Genomic DNA, 15,603 nt, shown 5'->3' with positions numbered 1-15,603 from the left:
GGGCGTGGCCGTCGTGACGGGTATCCAGCACGCGTGGGGGGTGGGAAAGCCGTCGTGACGGGTATCAACAGGGGCGCCGCACACCCCACTCGGTTGATACCCGTCACGACAGGATCCAGAGCCTTGCCGCCCGCTTGATACCCATCCGTGCAGCCAGCAGACGCTAGGCGAGCCCCCAGCGCCGGGGTTACCGTGGAGGCTGGTCCTCAAGGAGGTGTCCCATGTGGTGGAAGTTCATCCAGGCCGTGCGGCGCGGCGAGTACAAACTGTCGACCACCACGTGGATCACGGCGATCGGTGCGGTGCTCTACACCCTGACCCCCGTGGACTTCATCCCGGAGATCATGCTTGGACCGTTTGGGCTGATCGACGACATTGGTTTCTGGGCGTTCGCGTTCACGCTGGTCAATCGCGAGAAGACCGCCTGGGAAACGCAGCTTCGCGACCACGACTACGTGGACGTCACGCCCCGCACGCCGTAACGACGGAATAGTCGGGCCGCCAAGAGCGTCGCACCTCGTGGAGGTATGACATGACCGACCCCGACTTCGCCGGACTCAAGGCCGTCTTCGTCAATTGCACGCTCAAGCCCAACCCCGCGCTCAGTCACACCCAGGGCCTGATGGAGGACTCCATCGCGATCATGGAGGACCACGGTGTCGAGGTGGACCAGATTCGGCTGGTCGATCACGACGTGCCGCCGGGGGTCTATCCCGACATGCGCGAAGACGTCCCTGGTGGTAAGCAGCCAAGAGACGAATGGCCCGCACTCGCTGAGCGGATCCTCGCCGCTGACATCCTCGTGGTCGGCACCCCCATCTGGCTGGGCGAGAAGTCGTCGATCGCGACCCGGCTGATCGAGCGCCTGTACGGCCTGTCCGGCGAGACCAACGACCGCGGCCAGTTCCTCTACTACGGACGCACCGCGGGCGTGATCGTCACGGGCAACGAAGACGGCGTCAAGCACATCGCCATGAACGTCCTGTACTCGCTGCAGCACCTGGGCTACGTGATCCCGCCCAATGCCGACGCGGGGTGGATCGGCGCCATTGGGCCCGGCCCGTCCTACTTGGATGAGGGCAGCGGTGGGCCCGAGACGGGGTTCACCCAACGCAACCTCACCTTCATGACGTGGAACCTGATGCACACGGCTGCGTGGCTCAAGAAGTCCGGCGGCTTCCCGGCTGGCGGCAACTCGTCGAAGGCGTGGAGCGACGGCGAGCGGTTCGGCCACCCCAACCCCGAATACCGCTAGCCCCCCTGTACGTGCGCGGCGGCGCTCGCTAGCCTGCAGGCATGGCCGAGTTCCGCATCGCGAGCCGCACTCCCGTCGCGTACGTCGGCCTGCCACGCGAGGCCACGATGGACACGTTTTCGCAGGCGATCGGCACGGCCTTCGACGACCTTGGACGCTACGTCGAGCAGCGCGGCATCGACACCACTGGGGCCAGCCTGGTGCGTTACCGCGTGGCGAGCCACCGCACAGATTTTGTCATCGAGGTGGGTTTCGAGCTCACCGGCCGCGGCGACACCCCGGTGGTGCGCGAACCGTTCGTCATTGACGCCCTCCCCGGCGGACACTTCGCGGTGGCCGAGCAGCACGGCCCCTACGCGTGGATCGGGGGCCTTACCCGTGAGTTGATGGCCTGGGGCGACGCCCGCGGGATGGACTACGCGCTCGACCAGGGCACGGGCGGGATCGACACCTGGCAGTGCTGGTACGAGTGGTACCCGGCGCCGCCCACGCTCGGCACCCAGGGCCCCGAGGGTCCCGTCGAGGTGTGCCTGCTCCTGCGACCGTGAGTCACGGCGAAAAGGTACGTTGATCCCGTGAACGCTGTGATTGACCTCAATGCGGACCTAGGCGAGGGGTTCGGGCGCTGGAGCCTGACCGACGACGCCGGGTTGCTCGAGTCCGTCACGAGCGCCAACGTCGCGTGCGGCTTTCACGCGGGCGATGCGTTCACCATGCGCCAGGTCAGCGCCGATGCGGCGGCAGGCGGGGTAGCCATCGGCGCCCAGGTCTCCTACCGCGACTTGGCAGGTTTTGGCCGGCGCGCCATGGATGTGCCGTCGAGCGAACTCGCCGCCGAGGTCGCTTATCAGGTGGGCGCGCTCAACGTGTTCGCCGCCGCGGCGGGCGAGGGCGTGCGTTACGTCAAGCCTCACGGGGCGCTGTACAACCGCGTGGCGGTGGACCCGGTCCAGGCTCGCGCGGTGGTCGAAGGCGTGCTGATCGCGAGCGAGGGGTTGGGGCGCCCGCTGCCCGTGATGGGGCTGCCGGGTTCGGTGCTGCTGACGATCGCCCAGGAGCAGGACCTGCCGTGCGTGCCCGAGGCATTCGCCGACCGTGCGTACCTGCCCGACGGCACGCTCGTGCCGCGCTCGCGGGTGGGGGCCGTCATCGAGGATCCCGACCTCGTGGTCGAGCGCTCCGTCGCCATCGCCACCGGTGAGCCCATCCGCGCCATCGACGGCTCGCTCCTGCGCGTCGCCGCTCGCTCGCTGTGTGTGCACGGCGACACGGCCGGGGCCGTCGAGTTGGCCTCCCGCGTGCGCCAGGCCCTCGCCGATGCGGGTGTCACCTTGCGTCCCTTTGTCGCCCTCACGGGTGACGACGAGGCCGCCACGGCCGACGCAACACGGTGATCGCCTCCGCCCGCATCGTCGGCGAGGACGCGGTGCTGCTCGACGTCACTGCCGCCGCGCCCGACCTCGCCCCAGCGGTAGCCGCGGTGGCAGCGCAGGCTGCTCGCGCATCGGCCCTCGAGGGCTGGCAGGTGAGTGACATCGTGCCTGGTGCGTGCACGGTGCTCCTCGCGGGACTGACTGGAATCACGGCCGAGGCGCTCGTGCAAGAGGCGCTTGCATGGGACGTCGCGCCGGTGGCCGCCGAGGATGTCCGTGAGGTGGCGATCTCCGTCATCTTTGACGGCGAGGACCTCGACGATGTCGCCTCTCACTGGGGAGTGGCTCGTGCGACGGTGGTGGCGCGCATGCTCGCCGTCGAGCTGCAGGTGGCCTTCAGCGGGTTCGCCCCGGGCTTTGCCTACCTCGCGGGGCTTCCTGAGGAGTGGTCGGTGCCGCGGCGTGCGACGCCTCGCACCCGGGTCCCGGCGGGCGCGTTGGGGCTGGCGGGGGCCCACGCGGGGATCTACCCAGCGGCCTCTCCCGGTGGGTGGCAGCTCGTGGGCCGGGCGGTCGACACCGTGTTGTGGGATGTTTCACGTGAACCGCCCGCCTTGTTGACGCCGGGGACGAGGGTGCGGCTCGTGGAGGCCGAGCCCTCGGAACCTGTGCGTGTGGCGGCGCCTGTTGAGCGCGCTGTAAAGATCGCTGGCCCCGATGGTGTGGAGATGGTTCGCGCGGGGACGTTCACGACGGTCCAGGACCTGGGGCGCGGGGGTCGTGCGCACCTGGGGGTTCCTCACTCGGGCGCTGCCGATGCGCCGGCTGCGGCGCTCGCGAATGCGCTCGTGGGCAACGAGCCCGACGCCGCCGTGCTCGAGTCCACGCTCGACGGCTGTGTCGTTCGTGTAGAGCGCGCCGCAGTGGTGGCTGTCACCGGGGCCCGCGCGCCGGTGTGGGTGGGGGACGTCGCTGCACCGCTTGATGCGCCGCTGCGCTTGGCGGCGGGCCAGGTGCTCGAGGTGGGTGTTCCCGACGCCGGACTGCGCAGTTACCTGGCTATTCGCGGGGGATTTGGCGCTGAATCGACTCTGGGCAGCCGGTCCACTGACACGTTGTCGGGGCTTGGGCCGAAGGTGCTGCGCGACGGCGACCGGGTGGCGCTGGGAGCTGCACCGGAGGTGGATGGAGCCCAGTTCGCGCGGCTGCGGGCGGCGGCGCGGAGGTCGACAGGCGCTTGTAGTGCGGCGGGTAGTGACGAGCCCCTGGTGGTGATCCGGGGCCCGCGCGATGACTGGTTCTCGCCGGAGGCTCTCGCGGTTTTCGAGGGCGCGGCGTACCGGGTGCTCGCCGAGTCCAACCGGGTGGGCGTGCGCCTGGCAGGGCCCGCGCTCGAGCGGGCGCGCGTTGACGGGTTCGGCAGTGAGTTGTCCAGCGAGTTGCCCAGTGAGTTGCCCAGTGAGGGCATGGTGGCTGGCGCGATCCAGGTGCCGCCGTCGGGTCAGCCGGTCATCTTCCTCGCCGATCACCCCACCACGGGCGGCTACCCGGTGATCGGGGTGCTCGATGCCCTGAGCCTCGCCCGCGCTGCCCAACTTGCGCCGGGCGCCATCGCCCACTTCCGGTTCGCGTAGACCTCGCCCACTTTCGCGGGTTCCGTGCGTCCTGCGCGTAGGTGTGGGTGCGCGGGCCCCGGTGCGCGGGCCCCGGTGCGCGGGCTCCGGTGCACCCCCCGCGCGGGCCGAGGCGAACCGACGCGTGGACTGGAGCCCGGTTGCCGCACCCGTGGCATTCCAGGTACCCCGCGTGGTCCTCACCTACGCGTAGCGCGCGCCGACCCCTCACATCTGGGCCAGGTCTACGCGAACCAGGGGGGGAGAGGGGGAAAGGGCGGGGACGCGAGGGGGCAGGGACGGTAGGGCGTCGGCGCGCGCCCCCGCGGCCTGCGTGACACGATCGACTGAATGGACAGGAGCCCTCTGTGAACGATAACATTTCTGGCATGACTGATCTCGATGATGCGATCGCGCAGGTGCGCGAAGACGTCGCAACCCTTCACGCGGAACTGGTCCGCTACAACCTCATCGTGTGGACCGGCGGCAATGTCTCCGGCCGCGTTCGGGTGGGTGATGACCCCAGCGCTGATCTGTTTGTGATCAAGCCCTCCGGCGTCTCCTACGACGACCTGGCCCCTGACAACATGATCCTGTGCGACCTCGACGGCAACGTCATCCCTGGTACGCCCGGTTCTGAGCGCAGCCCGTCCTCGGACACGGCCGCGCACGCCTACGTCTACCGCCACATGCCTGAGGTGGGCGGCGTGGTCCACACGCACTCCACCTATGGCGTCGCTTGGGCGGCCCGCGGCGAGGAGATCCCCTGCGTCATCACCGCGATGGCAGACGAGTTCGGCGGCCCCATCCCCGTGGGCCCGTTCGCGATCATTGGCGACGACTCGATCGGCCGCGGAATCGTGGAGACCTTGCGTGGCCACCGTTCACGCGGTGTGCTGATGCAGAACCACGGCCCGTTCACCATCGGGTCCTCCGCGAAGGACGCCGTCAAGGCGGCCGTCATGCTCGAGGACGTGGCCCGCACGGTGCACATCGCCAAGCAGGGCGGGGAGCTCATCCCCATCCCGCAGGAGGCGATCGACTCCCTGTACGCCCGCTACCAGAACGTCTACGGCCAGTCCTCCGACGACCGTCGCGACGGCGAGACTGCCTGATGGCCCCCCAGGGGGCCGATGCGCTCGCGGCCGGGCGCACGGCGCTCGGCATCGAGTTGGGCTCGACCCGTATCAAGGCGTGCCTGATCGACTCGGACACGTCCGAGGTTCTCGCGGTCGGCTCGCACGCATGGGAGAACGCCTACGTCGACGGCTTGTGGACGTACTCGCTCGAGGACGTGTGGGCAGGCCTGCAGGGCGCCTACGCCGCGCTGGTCGCGGACGCGGAGGCCAAGCACGGCATCGCTCCCACGACCTATGGAGCGATCGGCGTCTCAGCGATGATGCACGGCTACCTCGCGTTCGACGAGGTGGGCGAAATCCTGGTGCCGTTCCGCACGTGGCGCAACACCAACACGGGCCGAGCCGCCGCCGCGCTCACCGAGGCCTTCGGGGTCAACATCCCGCTGCGGTGGTCGATCGCTCACCTGCACCAGGCGGTGCTCGATGCCGAGCCGCACGTGCTCCAGGTCGACTTCTTCACGACGCTGGCGGGGTACGTCCACTGGCGTTTGACGGGCGAGAAGGTGCTGGGCATTGGCGATGCGTCGGGCATGTTCCCCATCGACTCGGCCACGCGTGACTACGACGCGACCCTCATCGAGCGCTACAACGGCCTGCTGGGCGACCACGGCATTGATGTTGCCGGCCTGCTCCCGCGCGTGCTCGTCGCGGGCGAGCAGGCGGGCACGCTGACCCCCGAGGGTGCGGCGCTGCTGGACCCCACGGGCGCGCTCCAGACCGGCATTCCCGTGGCTCCCCCCGAGGGCGATGCGGGCACCGGCATGGTCGCCACCAACGCGGTCGCACCGCGCACAGGCAACGTCTCCGCTGGTACATCCATCTTTGCGATGGTCGTGCTCGAGCACGCGCTGGCGAAGGTGCACGAGGAGATCGACCTCGTCACCACTCCCGCCGGCGACGCCGTCGCGATGGTGCACTGCAACAACGGCGCCTCCGAGCTGGGTGCCTGGGCATCGCTGTTCACCCGGTTTGCTGAGGCCAGTGGCAGCCCGGCCGATGCGGATGCCGTCTTTGCGACGCTCCTCACCGAGGCGCTGTCTGCCGAGCCAGATGCAGGCGGCCTGCTCGCGTACAACACGCTCGCGGGCGAGCCCATCGCCGACCTTCCCGAGGGCCGGCCGCTCGTGGTCCGCACCCCCGACAGTCGCTTCACGCTCGCGAACTTCATGCGCGCACAGGTCTATGGCGTGTTTGGCACGCTGAGCCTTGGCATGGAGGTGCTCGCGGGCGAGCAGGTGGCGCTCGACAAGATGTTCGCCCACGGCGGCATCTTCCGCACCGCGGGGGTGGCCCAGCGCTTCCTCGCCGCGGCCGTGGGCGCACCCGTCGCCGTCGGCGAGACCGCGTCGGAAGGTGGCGCGTGGGGCATGGCCGTCCTGGCCGGCTTCGTCGCCGCCCCCGAGGGCACCGACCTCACCCACTACCTGGACGAGCACGTGTTCGCTGACGCGCCCGTGACCGTCGTTGATCCCGACCCGGCGGACGTCGCCGGGTACCACGCCTACCTGGACCGATACCGGGACGGTCTCGCCATCGAGCGTGCCGCCGCATCGGCCATCTGACCCACTGAATCAAGGAGAATCTTCATGACCCAGCCCAGCCTGGACCAGTACGAAATCTGGTTCGTCACCGGCAGCCAGAACCTCTACGGCGAGGAGACCCTTCGCCAGGTCGCGGAGCAGTCCCAGGAGGTCGTCGCCGGCCTCGAGGGCCTGCCCGTCAAGGTCGTCTGGAAGCCCGTCCTCAAGGACGCCGAGTCGATTCGCCGCCTGGCGCTCGAGGTCAACGCCCGCGATGACGTCATCGGCGTGATGGCCTGGATGCACACCTTCAGCCCCGCGAAGATGTGGATCACCGGCCTAGACGCGCTCGCCAAGCCGCTGCTGCACCTGCACACGCAGGCCAACGTCGAGCTGCCGTGGAACGAGATCGACTTCGACTTCATGAACCTCAACCAGGCCGCCCACGGCGACCGCGAGTTCGGGTACATCCAGTCGCGCATGGCGATCCCGCGCAAGACGGTCGTCGGCCACGTGTCCAACCCTGCTGTGCTCGCACAGGTCGAAACCTGGCAGCGCGCGTGCGCCGGCTGGGCCGCCGTTCGCACCCTCAAGCTCGCGCGCTTTGGTGACAACATGCGCTACGTCGCGGTGACCGAGGGAGACAAGACCGAGGCCGAGATCCGCTTTGGCGTCCAGGTCAACACTTGGGGCGTCAACGAGCTAGCCGAGGCCGTGGCTGCCGCCACCGATGCACAGGTCGACGCGCTGGTCGACGAGTACGTCGCGACCTACGACGTCGCCGAGGAACTACTGCCCGGCGGCGAGCGCCACCAGTCGCTGCGCGACGGCGCCGCGATCGAGGTGGGCCTGCGCTCGTTCCTCGAGGCCGGTGGCTTCCACGCCTTCACCACGTCCTTCGAGGACCTGGGCGAGCTCAAGCAGCTCCCGGGCCTCGCGGTCCAGCGCCTCATGGCGGAGGGCTACGGCTTTGGCGCCGAGGGTGACTGGAAGACCGCCATCCTGGTGCGCGTCGCCAACGTCATGGGTGCGGGTCTGCCCGGTGGTGCGAGCCTCATGGAGGACTACACCTACGATCTGGTGCCCGGCAATGAGCGCATCCTCGGTGCGCACATGCTCGAGGTGTCCCCCTCGCTCACCACGTCCAAGCCGCGCCTCGAGGTGCACGAGCTCGGCATTGGCGGCAAGGATGACCCGGTTCGCCTGGTCTTCACGGCCGATGCGGGTCCCGCCCTCGTGGTCGCCATGAGCGACATGCGTGACCGGTTCCGCCTCACGGCGAACGTGGTCGAGAACGTCGACGCTCCCGACCTGCCCAAGCTGCCCGTGGGTCGTGCCGTGTGGAAGCCCGCGCCCGACTTCGCCACGAGCGCCGAGTGCTGGCTGCTGGCCGGTGCCGCTCACCACACGGTGATGACGACCGCGGTGGGCATCGACGTGTTCCGTGACTTCGCGGAGATCGCCCAGGTCGAGCTGCTGGAGATCGACGAGGACACCACCTCGCGCGGCTTCCGCGACCAGGTGCGTTGGAACAAGGCGTACTACCGCCTGGCCCAGGCGCTCTAGCCCCGACGCCTGCAAGCCATACGCGTTGGCCCCCGCCTGTCGAGGCGGGGGCCAACTGCTCTCAATGGGACATGGGTGCCAGATTCGCGCGGAATCTGACACCCATGTCCCATTTCGGCGCGCCGTAGGGGCGCGTCAGGTGCGCGGGTCGAGGTCCTCCGGCAGCGGACGCACAATCTCGTCCGTGTGGTGCAGCTCGAATGTGGGCGCAGGGGTGGTGTGCTCCGCCGCGTCCTCCTGGACCACCGGCTCGGTGACCGGCTCGGGTTCAGAAGCCTCGGGCTGGGCGGGCGTGGGCTGGCTGCCCGCTACCGCATCGGCCCATGCGCGGGCCTCGGGTGAGGCCGCCCCCGCGTTTGCGGCGACGCCATCCGTTGCCGAGCCGCCCGTTGCGGCCATGCCCACGAACCCGGCGCCCGATGCGGCGGTCACGCCCGGCGCGGTCGCCCGGCGGGGCCCCTTGGGAGACCCGGCCCGTGCATCGGCCTGACGGCTCATGCGTCCGGGCAGGTGCCAGCGTCGCGGCTGCGGTAGGTGGGTCTTGGCGCCCTCGACGTCGATCTCGGCGGTCGACGGCTGGAGGCCGTACTCCTCGCCGATGGTCGTCGTGATGTGCTCGACAAACTCCTCGCGGTTGGTGCGCAGGTACTTGCGATGCTCGCGCCTAAAGGCCTTGATGGTCGACAGACAGATGCCGATCATCACGAACGAGAACGGCAGGGCGGTGATGATCGCCGCTGTCTGTAGTGCGGACAGGCCGCCGGACAGCAGCAGCGCGATCGCCACGAGCGCCGTGGTGCACGCCCAGAACACACGCACCCAGCGCGCGGGCGACTCGTTGCCGCCGGTGGTGAGCATGGACAGCACCAGCGATCCCGAGTCGGAGCTGGTGACGAAGAACACGGCGATCAGCACCATCGCGCCAATGATGAGCGCGGTCGAGCCCGGGAGGAACTCGAGCATGGTGAACAGCGAGCCGTTGGAATCCACGGCGCCGTCTGCGCCCACAATCCCGCCGCCTAGATACAACTCGCGGTACAGCGCGGTGCCTCCCAGCACGGAGAACCACAGCATGGTGATGAACGTGGGGACCATGAGGATGCCCCACACGAACTCGCGCACGGTGCGGCCCTTGGACACGCGGGCGATGAACACTCCCACGAACGGTGCCCACGAGATCCACCAGCCCCAGTAGAACGTGGTCCACGATGCCTGCCACTGTTCGCCGGCCTCGCCTTGGAAGGCGGACACGTTGAAGGACAGCCCGATGAAGTCCTGGATGTACACGCCGATCGACTGCACGAACTCGCGCATGAGGAACGCGGTGGGGCCAGCGAACAGCACAAAGAGCAGCAGGAACAACGCGAGCGCGAGGTTGATGTTCGACAGCCACTTCATGCCGCGCTGCAGGCCGGTGACCAAGGAGAAGATGGTCACGATCGTGATGACGATGATGAGGATGATCTGCGTGCGGGTTGACGGGTCAGCGATGTCGACGGCCTCGAGGCCAGACGAGATCTGCAGGACGCCCAGGCCCAGCGAGGTGGCGACACCGAACAGCGTTCCCACGACGGCGGTGACGTCGATGACGTTGCCCCAGGCGCCCTTGATGCGGTCTCCCAGGAGCGGCTCGAGCGCGTAACGCACGGACACGGGGCGTCCGCGACGGTGCACGGCGTAGGCGATGCCCAGGCCCACCACGATGTAGATGGCCCACGCGTGGATGCCCCAGTGCAGGAAGGTCTGCGCCATGGCCTGCTGGGCGAGTTGTTCTGACGTTCCGGCCACACCGGGACGCGGGTTGGCGAAGTGTGACAGCGGCTCGGAGACACCGTAGAACACCAGGCCAATGCCCATGCCGGCCGCGAACAGCAGCGCGAACCACGAGAACATCGAGAACTGAGGCTTGTCGTCGTCCTTCCCGAGCGTGATGTTGCCAAAACGGCTGAATCCCATGACCAGCGCGAAGCCCACAAAGGCTGCCGCGATGAGCACGTAGTACCAGCCGAAGGAGTTGATGATGCCGGACTGAATCGCGTCGAACAGTCGCTCGGCGACGTCGGGAGCGATGATCGCGAACGCGACGAACGTGAGGATGATCCCCGCTGAGGGGTAGAACACCCACTTGGCCAAGGTGGTGCGGTTCATCGGCTCCTTTGCCGGGACCGCTGCGCCCGTGGACGCTGGTGCATCTGTGGTCATGGGGTCGACGGCGCGGGCATGGCGCCGCCCCTCCTTCCTGGAGTAACGCTACTGCTCGGACGGGCGGGAAGCGCGGATTGAGGGGACGGCACTGCTGACGGCCGATGCGCGAGCGGCCTGGGGGGCGATGGCGCCTAGGCGGCTACCTGGGCTGGGGTGGGGTCGATCACGCGCAAGCGCGCGAGCGGGATCAGCGCGGCGCACAGGGTGAGGCCCACGGCGACGATGATCGCGACCATCGTGAAGACGGAGGCGTAGCCGTTGGCGGGGTCGAGGAAGAAGTAGGGCACCCAGCCGTCGGTCGCGCCGCGGATCAGCACCACGGTGAGCCAGATGAACGGGTAGATCATGCACACGCCGAGATTGCGCAACGGAAGCCGGGTGCGGGGGCCCTCGAGGGCCCAGTCGGCGACGAGCACGATGCCCGAACCCAGGTGCAGCACGTAGTCGGTCCAGCCGGCGCCGAACTCCGCCATGGTCGGGTACAGCAGCCACCAGAACACGACGACCACGATCACCATGTAGGTCGCGGCGCTGATGCGCAGCCATTCGACCCACTGAGGGCGCTCACGGCCGGCGTAGATGGCTGCGATCACGAGCGCAACGACGGCGATGACGTTGGTCTGGATGGTGAAGTAGCCAAAGAAGTCGTAGAACACGAAGTCGCCGCGGCTGATGCCTCCGGCGGCTAGGTCAGTGATGGCCGCGATGATGGCCACCGCGGTGAGAATGCGCCACGCGCGAACGGCCTTGATCATGCCTCCGATCCTAACCGGACGCTGCCGTCAGTCTTGGACCGGAGGTCCCGACGAGGCGCCGGCCCTATTTACGAAACTGTCGCGATGCTTATTATGGACGGCGTGACTTCCCCGAACCATTCCCCTCGTCCCCCTCGCGTCGCCCGCACCGTCACGGTGCTGCGCACCGAGCTCCTCTCGCCCGCCATGGTCCGCGTGATCGTGGGCGGTCCCGCGCTCGATGAGATCCCGCCACTGCAATACACCGACCACTACGTCAAGCTCCTCTTTGGCGAGGTCACGCGCACCTACACGATCCACTCGCTGGACCACCAGGCCCGCGAGATGGCCATCGACTTCGTCATCCACGGCGACGAGGGCCTCGCGGGTCCCTGGGCCCGCGATGCCCAGGCAGGCGACCAGATCAGCTTCTTTGGCCCCGGCGGCGCATGGGCGCCGCGCGGCGACGCTGAGGCGCACCTGCTCGTAGGCGACGACTCGGCGCTACCCGCGATCGTCGCGGCGCTTGACGCCCTGCCCAGCCACGCAAAGGCGGAGGTATTCGTGGAGGTGCCCAGCGCATCGGCCCGGCAGGACCTGCCCGTGACTGATCACACGACCGTCCACTGGATCCACCGCGACGAGCACGACATGGGCTACGGCGAGGCGCTCACCTACGCGGTGCAGACCGCGCCGTTTCCCGAGGGTGATGTCGAGGCGTTCGTGCACGGCAACGCCGACATGATCAAGCCGCTGCGCCACTACCTGTTCAACGAGCGCCAGGTGCCGCGCGAGCACGTGTCGATCTCGGGCTACTGGCGCACGGGCATGAACGAGGACGGCTGGCAGTCCTCCAAGCACGAGTTCGTCGAGCAGATGGAAGCGGAGCAGGACGCCCACTAGCCACCTGCGCCCCCACCCCGCTTCCCGTCAAATGGATCCATTTTCATCGTGACGGGAGGGGCGGGAGGTCGACACCGCCGCGCGATCGCGTTAGCGTGGCACGCACGTGACACGGGGTGCCCCGCCAAGGGGCTGAGAACACACCCGTCGAACCTGATCTAGTTAGCACTAGCGAAGGGATGTCGCCCATGAGCGCGCCTACGACTCTGTCCACCTCTCAGCAGGCCCTCGCCGCCGTGCGTCACACGGCGCCGCTGATCCAATGCCTCACCAACGCCGTGACCACCAACTGGGTAGCCAATGTGTTGCTCGCTGCGGGAGCGACCCCCGCGATGGTCGACATTCGCGAGGAGGCCGGGGCGTTTGCGCCCATCGCCTCTGCGGTGCTGATCAACGTCGGCACGCCGCACGAGGAGCAGCGCGACGCCATGCGCGAGGCCGCCACCGCCGCCCGCGACGCCGGCACGCCGTGGGTGCTCGACCCTGTCGCGGTGGGCGCGTTGCCGGTGCGCACCGCCCTCGCTCGCGACCTGCTCGCCGCGAGCCCGACCGTGATTCGCGGCAACGCGTCGGAGATCATCGCGCTGGCCGGGCTCGGTGGCGGCGGCCGGGGAGTCGACTCCTCGCACGGCACGGCCGATGCGGTGGTGGCCGCCCGCACGCTCGCTGGCTCGACGGGAGCCGTGGTGGCCGTGTCGGGGGCGGTCGACCTGGTGGTCTCGCGCGAGCGTGAGGCCCACGTGCCGGGCGGTTCTGAATTGCTGACGCGCGTCACTGGCGGCGGCTGCGCGCTGGGGGCCGTTGTGGCGGCGTTCGTCGCGAGCCACCCGGACGCGTTCGAGGCCACGGTCGCCGCGCATGCGTTCTACTCGGCGGCAGCGGAGCGTGCCGCCGCCCGTGCGCAGGGCCCGGGCTCGTTTGCGCCCGCCTTCTTGGATGCGCTCGCGCTGCTCACCCCGGAGGACTTTCACCCGGCGGCCGTCGCGACGCCCCAGGTAGCGGAGGCCGTGCGATGACCCCCGATCTGTCGATCTACCTGGTCACCGACGCGGGCCAGTCCGCGGGCGCGGGCCGCTCGCTCGTCGACACCGTGCTCGCAGGAGTCGCCGGCGGCGCCACCACTGTGCAGGTGCGCGAAAAGTCCTCGGCCCGTGACACGCTTGAGGCGGTCACCGCTCTTGCGGCGGCCCTGCCTTCGCACGTGACGCTGCTGGTCAACGACCGGGTGGACGTCTTTCTCGCCGCCCGCGACGCAGGCGCTCGGGTGCACGGCGTCCATGTGGGTCAGGACGACCTGCCCGCCTTGCAGGTGCGCACCCTCATCGGGCCGGAGCCCGTGCTCGGCGTGACCGCCAACACCGCCGCGCAGTTGCGGGCCATTTCCGTGCGCGCGGTCGTCGACTACGTGGGTATCGGCACCGTGCGCACCACGGCCTCGAAGGCCGATGCGCCCGCCGCCTTGGGCGTCGACGGCGTCATTGCGCTCGCCCAGTCTGTTGCGCTGCCCGCCGTCGCGATTGGTGGCGTCACGCCCGAGGACCTTCCCGCGCTCAGGCGAGGCGGACTTGCGGGCGCGGCGGTGGTGTCGTGGATCTGCGCGGCTCCTGATCCGCGCGCGGCGGCGGCCGAACTCAGCGGCGCATGGGCGGTGGCGGCATGAGCGCGACCGTGAACCAGGACGTGGCGAGCGCACCGGCGAGCGTCCCCGCGAGTGCCTCTGCAAGCGCCCCCGCGAGCCATCGCGTGGCGACCTCTGAGCGGCAGCCGGCCCGTGCATCGGCCCTGATCCCGCCGCGAGTGCTGTCGATCGCGGGCACCGACCCGACGGGGGGTGCTGGCATCCAGGCGGACCTCAAGTCGATCGCCGCGAACGGCGGTTACGGCATGGCGGCGGTGACCGCGCTCGTCGCGCAGAACACGCAGGGGGTGCGTGAGATTCACGCGCCGCCCGCGGCGTTCTTGGCCTCGCAGCTGGAGGCGGTGAGCGACGACGTCGCGATCGATGCGGTCAAGATCGGCATGCTGTTTGACGCGGAGATCATTGCCGTGGTGCGCGACTGGCTCGACCGCACGCGGCCTGCCGTCGTGGTGCTCGACCCGGTCATGGTCGCCACGAGCGGCGACCGGCTGCTCGACGTGCGCGCCGAACTTGCGCTCGCCGACCTCATGACCCGCGCCCACCTGGTCACGCCCAACGTGCCCGAACTTGCGGCCTTGCTCGGCGTCGAGCCCGCTGAGGACTGGGAGGCGCTGCTCGCGCAGGCCCAGACGCTCGCGGACCGGCACGGCGTCATGGTGCTCGCCAAGGGTGGCCACCTGAGTGGCGACACGGTGCGCGATGCGCTGGTGGCCGTGGGGGAGGAGCCGCAGGTGCTCAGCTCGCCCCGCGTCGACACCCGACACACGCATGGCACGGGCTGCTCGATGTCGTCCGCGATCACGACGTTGCGCGTCAGGACGGGCCGCTGGGACACCGCGGTTGCGCAGGCGAAGGCCTGGCTCGCGCAGAGCCTGCAGGGGGCCGATGCGCTCGAGGTGGGCCGCGGACACGGTCCCGTCTCGCACTTTGCGGGCTTGTGGGAGGCGGCGGGGATGGCTCCCGACTCGCCCCGGTGTGCGGCCGATGTCGCGGCCGACTGGTGGGATTCGGTCGAGGCCGTGCGGGCGGAAATTGATGCTCTCGAGTTCGTGACCCGCTTGGGTGACGGGTCGCTCGATGAGGACCGATTCCGCTGGTACTTGGCTCAGGATGCGATCTACCTGCGGGACTATGCGCGGGCGCTCGCGCTTGCCGCGTCGCTTGCGCCTACCGCGCACGAGCAGGGGTTCTGGGCGCGCTCGGCGCACGGGGCGATCGTGGCCGAACTGGAACTGCACGGGCGTTGGCTGCCGCAAGAAAGCACGTTCGACGCGGACCCGGCTCCCGTGACGCAGGCCTACGTGGATCACATGCTCGCGGCGGGGGCGCGCGGCGACTACGCGACGCTGTGTGCCGCGTTGCTGCCGTGCTTCTGGGTGTACTGGGACGTGGGCACCAGGCTGCTTGCCGCGCAGACCGGCCAGCACGGCTACAGCGCGTGGATCGAGACCTACGGCGACGAGCAGTTCGCGGCCAGCACGCGCGAGGCGATCGAGATTGTCACGGCGATTGCGGCCAAGGCCGATCCGCGCACCAGGCAAGCGATGCGGGTGGCCTTTGACGCATCGGTCCGCTACGAGAGGGACTTCTTCGCAGCCCCCCTCATCCTCCCCTCCCTCCCGTCAAATGGATCCATTTTCATCGCGTAGCCGCGCC

Annotated in this window: 14 protein-coding genes and 1 riboswitch; of the genes, 12 read left to right on the top strand and 2 right to left on the bottom strand. The window is 69.2% G+C overall.

The features are described from left to right. Nucleotides 1-221: 221 nt before the first annotated feature. From ACK5NO_RS10595 to araA, 8 genes are all read left to right on the top strand, one after another. Nucleotides 222-482 carry a YkvA family protein gene (locus tag ACK5NO_RS10595; RefSeq protein ID WP_416812645.1) on the top strand — a complete coding sequence of 87 codons (261 nt, stop codon included), beginning with the start codon at nucleotides 222-224 and terminating at the stop codon, nucleotides 480-482. 50 nt (nucleotides 483-532) lie between these two features. Beyond that, complete coding sequence (locus ACK5NO_RS10590) at nucleotides 533-1,255, top strand: flavodoxin family protein (RefSeq protein WP_416812644.1); 723 nt, start codon at nucleotides 533-535, stop codon at nucleotides 1,253-1,255. A 41-nt stretch (nucleotides 1,256-1,296) separates the two neighbouring features. Continuing rightward, nucleotides 1,297-1,803: a hypothetical protein gene (locus ACK5NO_RS10585; protein WP_416812643.1), complete on the top strand. Its 507-nt coding sequence runs from the start codon at nucleotides 1,297-1,299 to the stop codon at nucleotides 1,801-1,803. A gap of 27 nt (nucleotides 1,804-1,830) precedes the next feature. Beyond that, nucleotides 1,831-2,649: a LamB/YcsF family protein gene (locus tag ACK5NO_RS10580; RefSeq protein ID WP_416812642.1), complete on the top strand. Its 819-nt coding sequence runs from the start codon at nucleotides 1,831-1,833 to the stop codon at nucleotides 2,647-2,649. After that, complete coding sequence (locus tag ACK5NO_RS10575; RefSeq protein ID WP_416812641.1) at nucleotides 2,646-4,262, top strand: 5-oxoprolinase/urea amidolyase family protein; 1,617 nt, start codon at nucleotides 2,646-2,648, stop codon at nucleotides 4,260-4,262. Before ACK5NO_RS10580 ends, ACK5NO_RS10575 begins: the two co-directional genes overlap by 4 nt. A gap of 368 nt (nucleotides 4,263-4,630) precedes the next feature. Then, nucleotides 4,631-5,356, top strand: a complete 726-nt coding sequence (locus tag ACK5NO_RS10570; protein WP_416812640.1) for an L-ribulose-5-phosphate 4-epimerase — start codon at nucleotides 4,631-4,633, stop codon at nucleotides 5,354-5,356. Beyond that, nucleotides 5,356-6,942 carry a xylulokinase gene (locus ACK5NO_RS10565; RefSeq protein ID WP_416812639.1) on the top strand — a complete coding sequence of 529 codons (1,587 nt, stop codon included), beginning with the start codon at nucleotides 5,356-5,358 and terminating at the stop codon, nucleotides 6,940-6,942. Before ACK5NO_RS10570 ends, ACK5NO_RS10565 begins: the two co-directional genes overlap by 1 nt. Before the next feature lie 24 nt (nucleotides 6,943-6,966). Next, a complete protein-coding gene (araA, locus tag ACK5NO_RS10560) occupies nucleotides 6,967-8,466 on the top strand; it encodes an L-arabinose isomerase (protein WP_416812638.1) in 1,500 nt (499 codons plus the stop codon). Nucleotides 8,467-8,601: 135 nt separating this feature from the next. On the opposite strand, the gene ACK5NO_RS10555 is transcribed toward araA, so the two are convergent. Both ACK5NO_RS10555 and ACK5NO_RS10550 read right to left on the bottom strand, forming a co-directional pair. Continuing rightward, entirely contained in the window at nucleotides 8,602-10,614 is a 2,013-nt protein-coding gene (locus tag ACK5NO_RS10555; protein ID WP_416812637.1) for a BCCT family transporter, read from the bottom strand. Between the two features lie 188 nt (nucleotides 10,615-10,802). Next, complete coding sequence (locus tag ACK5NO_RS10550) at nucleotides 10,803-11,426, bottom strand: Pr6Pr family membrane protein (protein ID WP_416812636.1); 624 nt, start codon at nucleotides 11,424-11,426, stop codon at nucleotides 10,803-10,805. A gap of 102 nt (nucleotides 11,427-11,528) precedes the next feature. Between ACK5NO_RS10550 and ACK5NO_RS10545 the strand changes: the two genes are divergently transcribed. The 4 genes from ACK5NO_RS10545 to ACK5NO_RS10530 all read left to right on the top strand — a co-directional run bounded on the left by ACK5NO_RS10545 (nucleotide 11,529) and on the right by ACK5NO_RS10530 (nucleotide 15,596). Then, entirely contained in the window at nucleotides 11,529-12,308 is a 780-nt protein-coding gene (locus tag ACK5NO_RS10545) for a siderophore-interacting protein (RefSeq protein WP_416812635.1), read from the top strand. Between the two features lie 102 nt (nucleotides 12,309-12,410). Then, nucleotides 12,411-12,505, top strand: a riboswitch (TPP riboswitch). Next, nucleotides 12,497-13,324: a hydroxyethylthiazole kinase gene (thiM, locus tag ACK5NO_RS10540; protein ID WP_416812634.1), complete on the top strand. Its 828-nt coding sequence runs from the start codon at nucleotides 12,497-12,499 to the stop codon at nucleotides 13,322-13,324. It overlaps the preceding riboswitch by 9 nt. Beyond that, entirely contained in the window at nucleotides 13,321-13,968 is a 648-nt protein-coding gene (thiE, locus tag ACK5NO_RS10535) for a thiamine phosphate synthase (protein WP_416812633.1), read from the top strand. Before thiM ends, thiE begins: the two co-directional genes overlap by 4 nt. Then, on the top strand, nucleotides 13,965-15,596 hold the full coding sequence (locus ACK5NO_RS10530; protein ID WP_416812632.1) for a bifunctional hydroxymethylpyrimidine kinase/phosphomethylpyrimidine kinase: 1,632 nt from the start codon (nucleotides 13,965-13,967) through the stop codon (nucleotides 15,594-15,596). The genes thiE and ACK5NO_RS10530 overlap by 4 nt, the downstream gene beginning before the upstream one ends. Nucleotides 15,597-15,603 lie beyond the last annotated feature (7 nt).

It is taken from the genome of Demequina sp., from assembly GCF_047975725.1.
GTDB lineage: Bacteria > Actinomycetota > Actinomycetes > Actinomycetales > Demequinaceae > Demequina.
Note: the sequence above shows the minus strand (reverse complement) of the source record. Positions and strands in the feature narration are given on the sequence as shown.

What these genes read in the sequence shown, in the direction of transcription:
- ACK5NO_RS10570 (WP_416812640.1), top strand. Translation starts at nt 4,631, where the DNA reads ATGACTGATCTCGATGATGCGATCGCGCAGGTGCGCGAAGACGTCGCA.
- thiE (WP_416812633.1), top strand. Translation starts at nt 13,321, where the DNA reads ATGACCCCCGATCTGTCGATCTACCTGGTCACCGACGCGGGCCAGTCC.
- ACK5NO_RS10565 (WP_416812639.1), top strand. Translation starts at nt 5,356, where the DNA reads ATGGCCCCCCAGGGGGCCGATGCGCTCGCGGCCGGGCGCACGGCGCTC.
- ACK5NO_RS10590 (WP_416812644.1), top strand. Translation starts at nt 533, where the DNA reads ATGACCGACCCCGACTTCGCCGGACTCAAGGCCGTCTTCGTCAATTGC.
- ACK5NO_RS10555 (WP_416812637.1), bottom strand. Translation starts at nt 10,614, where the DNA reads ATGAACCGCACCACCTTGGCCAAGTGGGTGTTCTACCCCTCAGCGGGG.
- araA (WP_416812638.1), top strand. Translation starts at nt 6,967, where the DNA reads ATGACCCAGCCCAGCCTGGACCAGTACGAAATCTGGTTCGTCACCGGC.
- ACK5NO_RS10595 (WP_416812645.1), top strand. Translation starts at nt 222, where the DNA reads ATGTGGTGGAAGTTCATCCAGGCCGTGCGGCGCGGCGAGTACAAACTG.
- ACK5NO_RS10530 (WP_416812632.1), top strand. Translation starts at nt 13,965, where the DNA reads ATGAGCGCGACCGTGAACCAGGACGTGGCGAGCGCACCGGCGAGCGTC.
- thiM (WP_416812634.1), top strand. Translation starts at nt 12,497, where the DNA reads ATGAGCGCGCCTACGACTCTGTCCACCTCTCAGCAGGCCCTCGCCGCC.
- ACK5NO_RS10585 (WP_416812643.1), top strand. Translation starts at nt 1,297, where the DNA reads ATGGCCGAGTTCCGCATCGCGAGCCGCACTCCCGTCGCGTACGTCGGC.
- ACK5NO_RS10550 (WP_416812636.1), bottom strand. Translation starts at nt 11,426, where the DNA reads ATGATCAAGGCCGTTCGCGCGTGGCGCATTCTCACCGCGGTGGCCATC.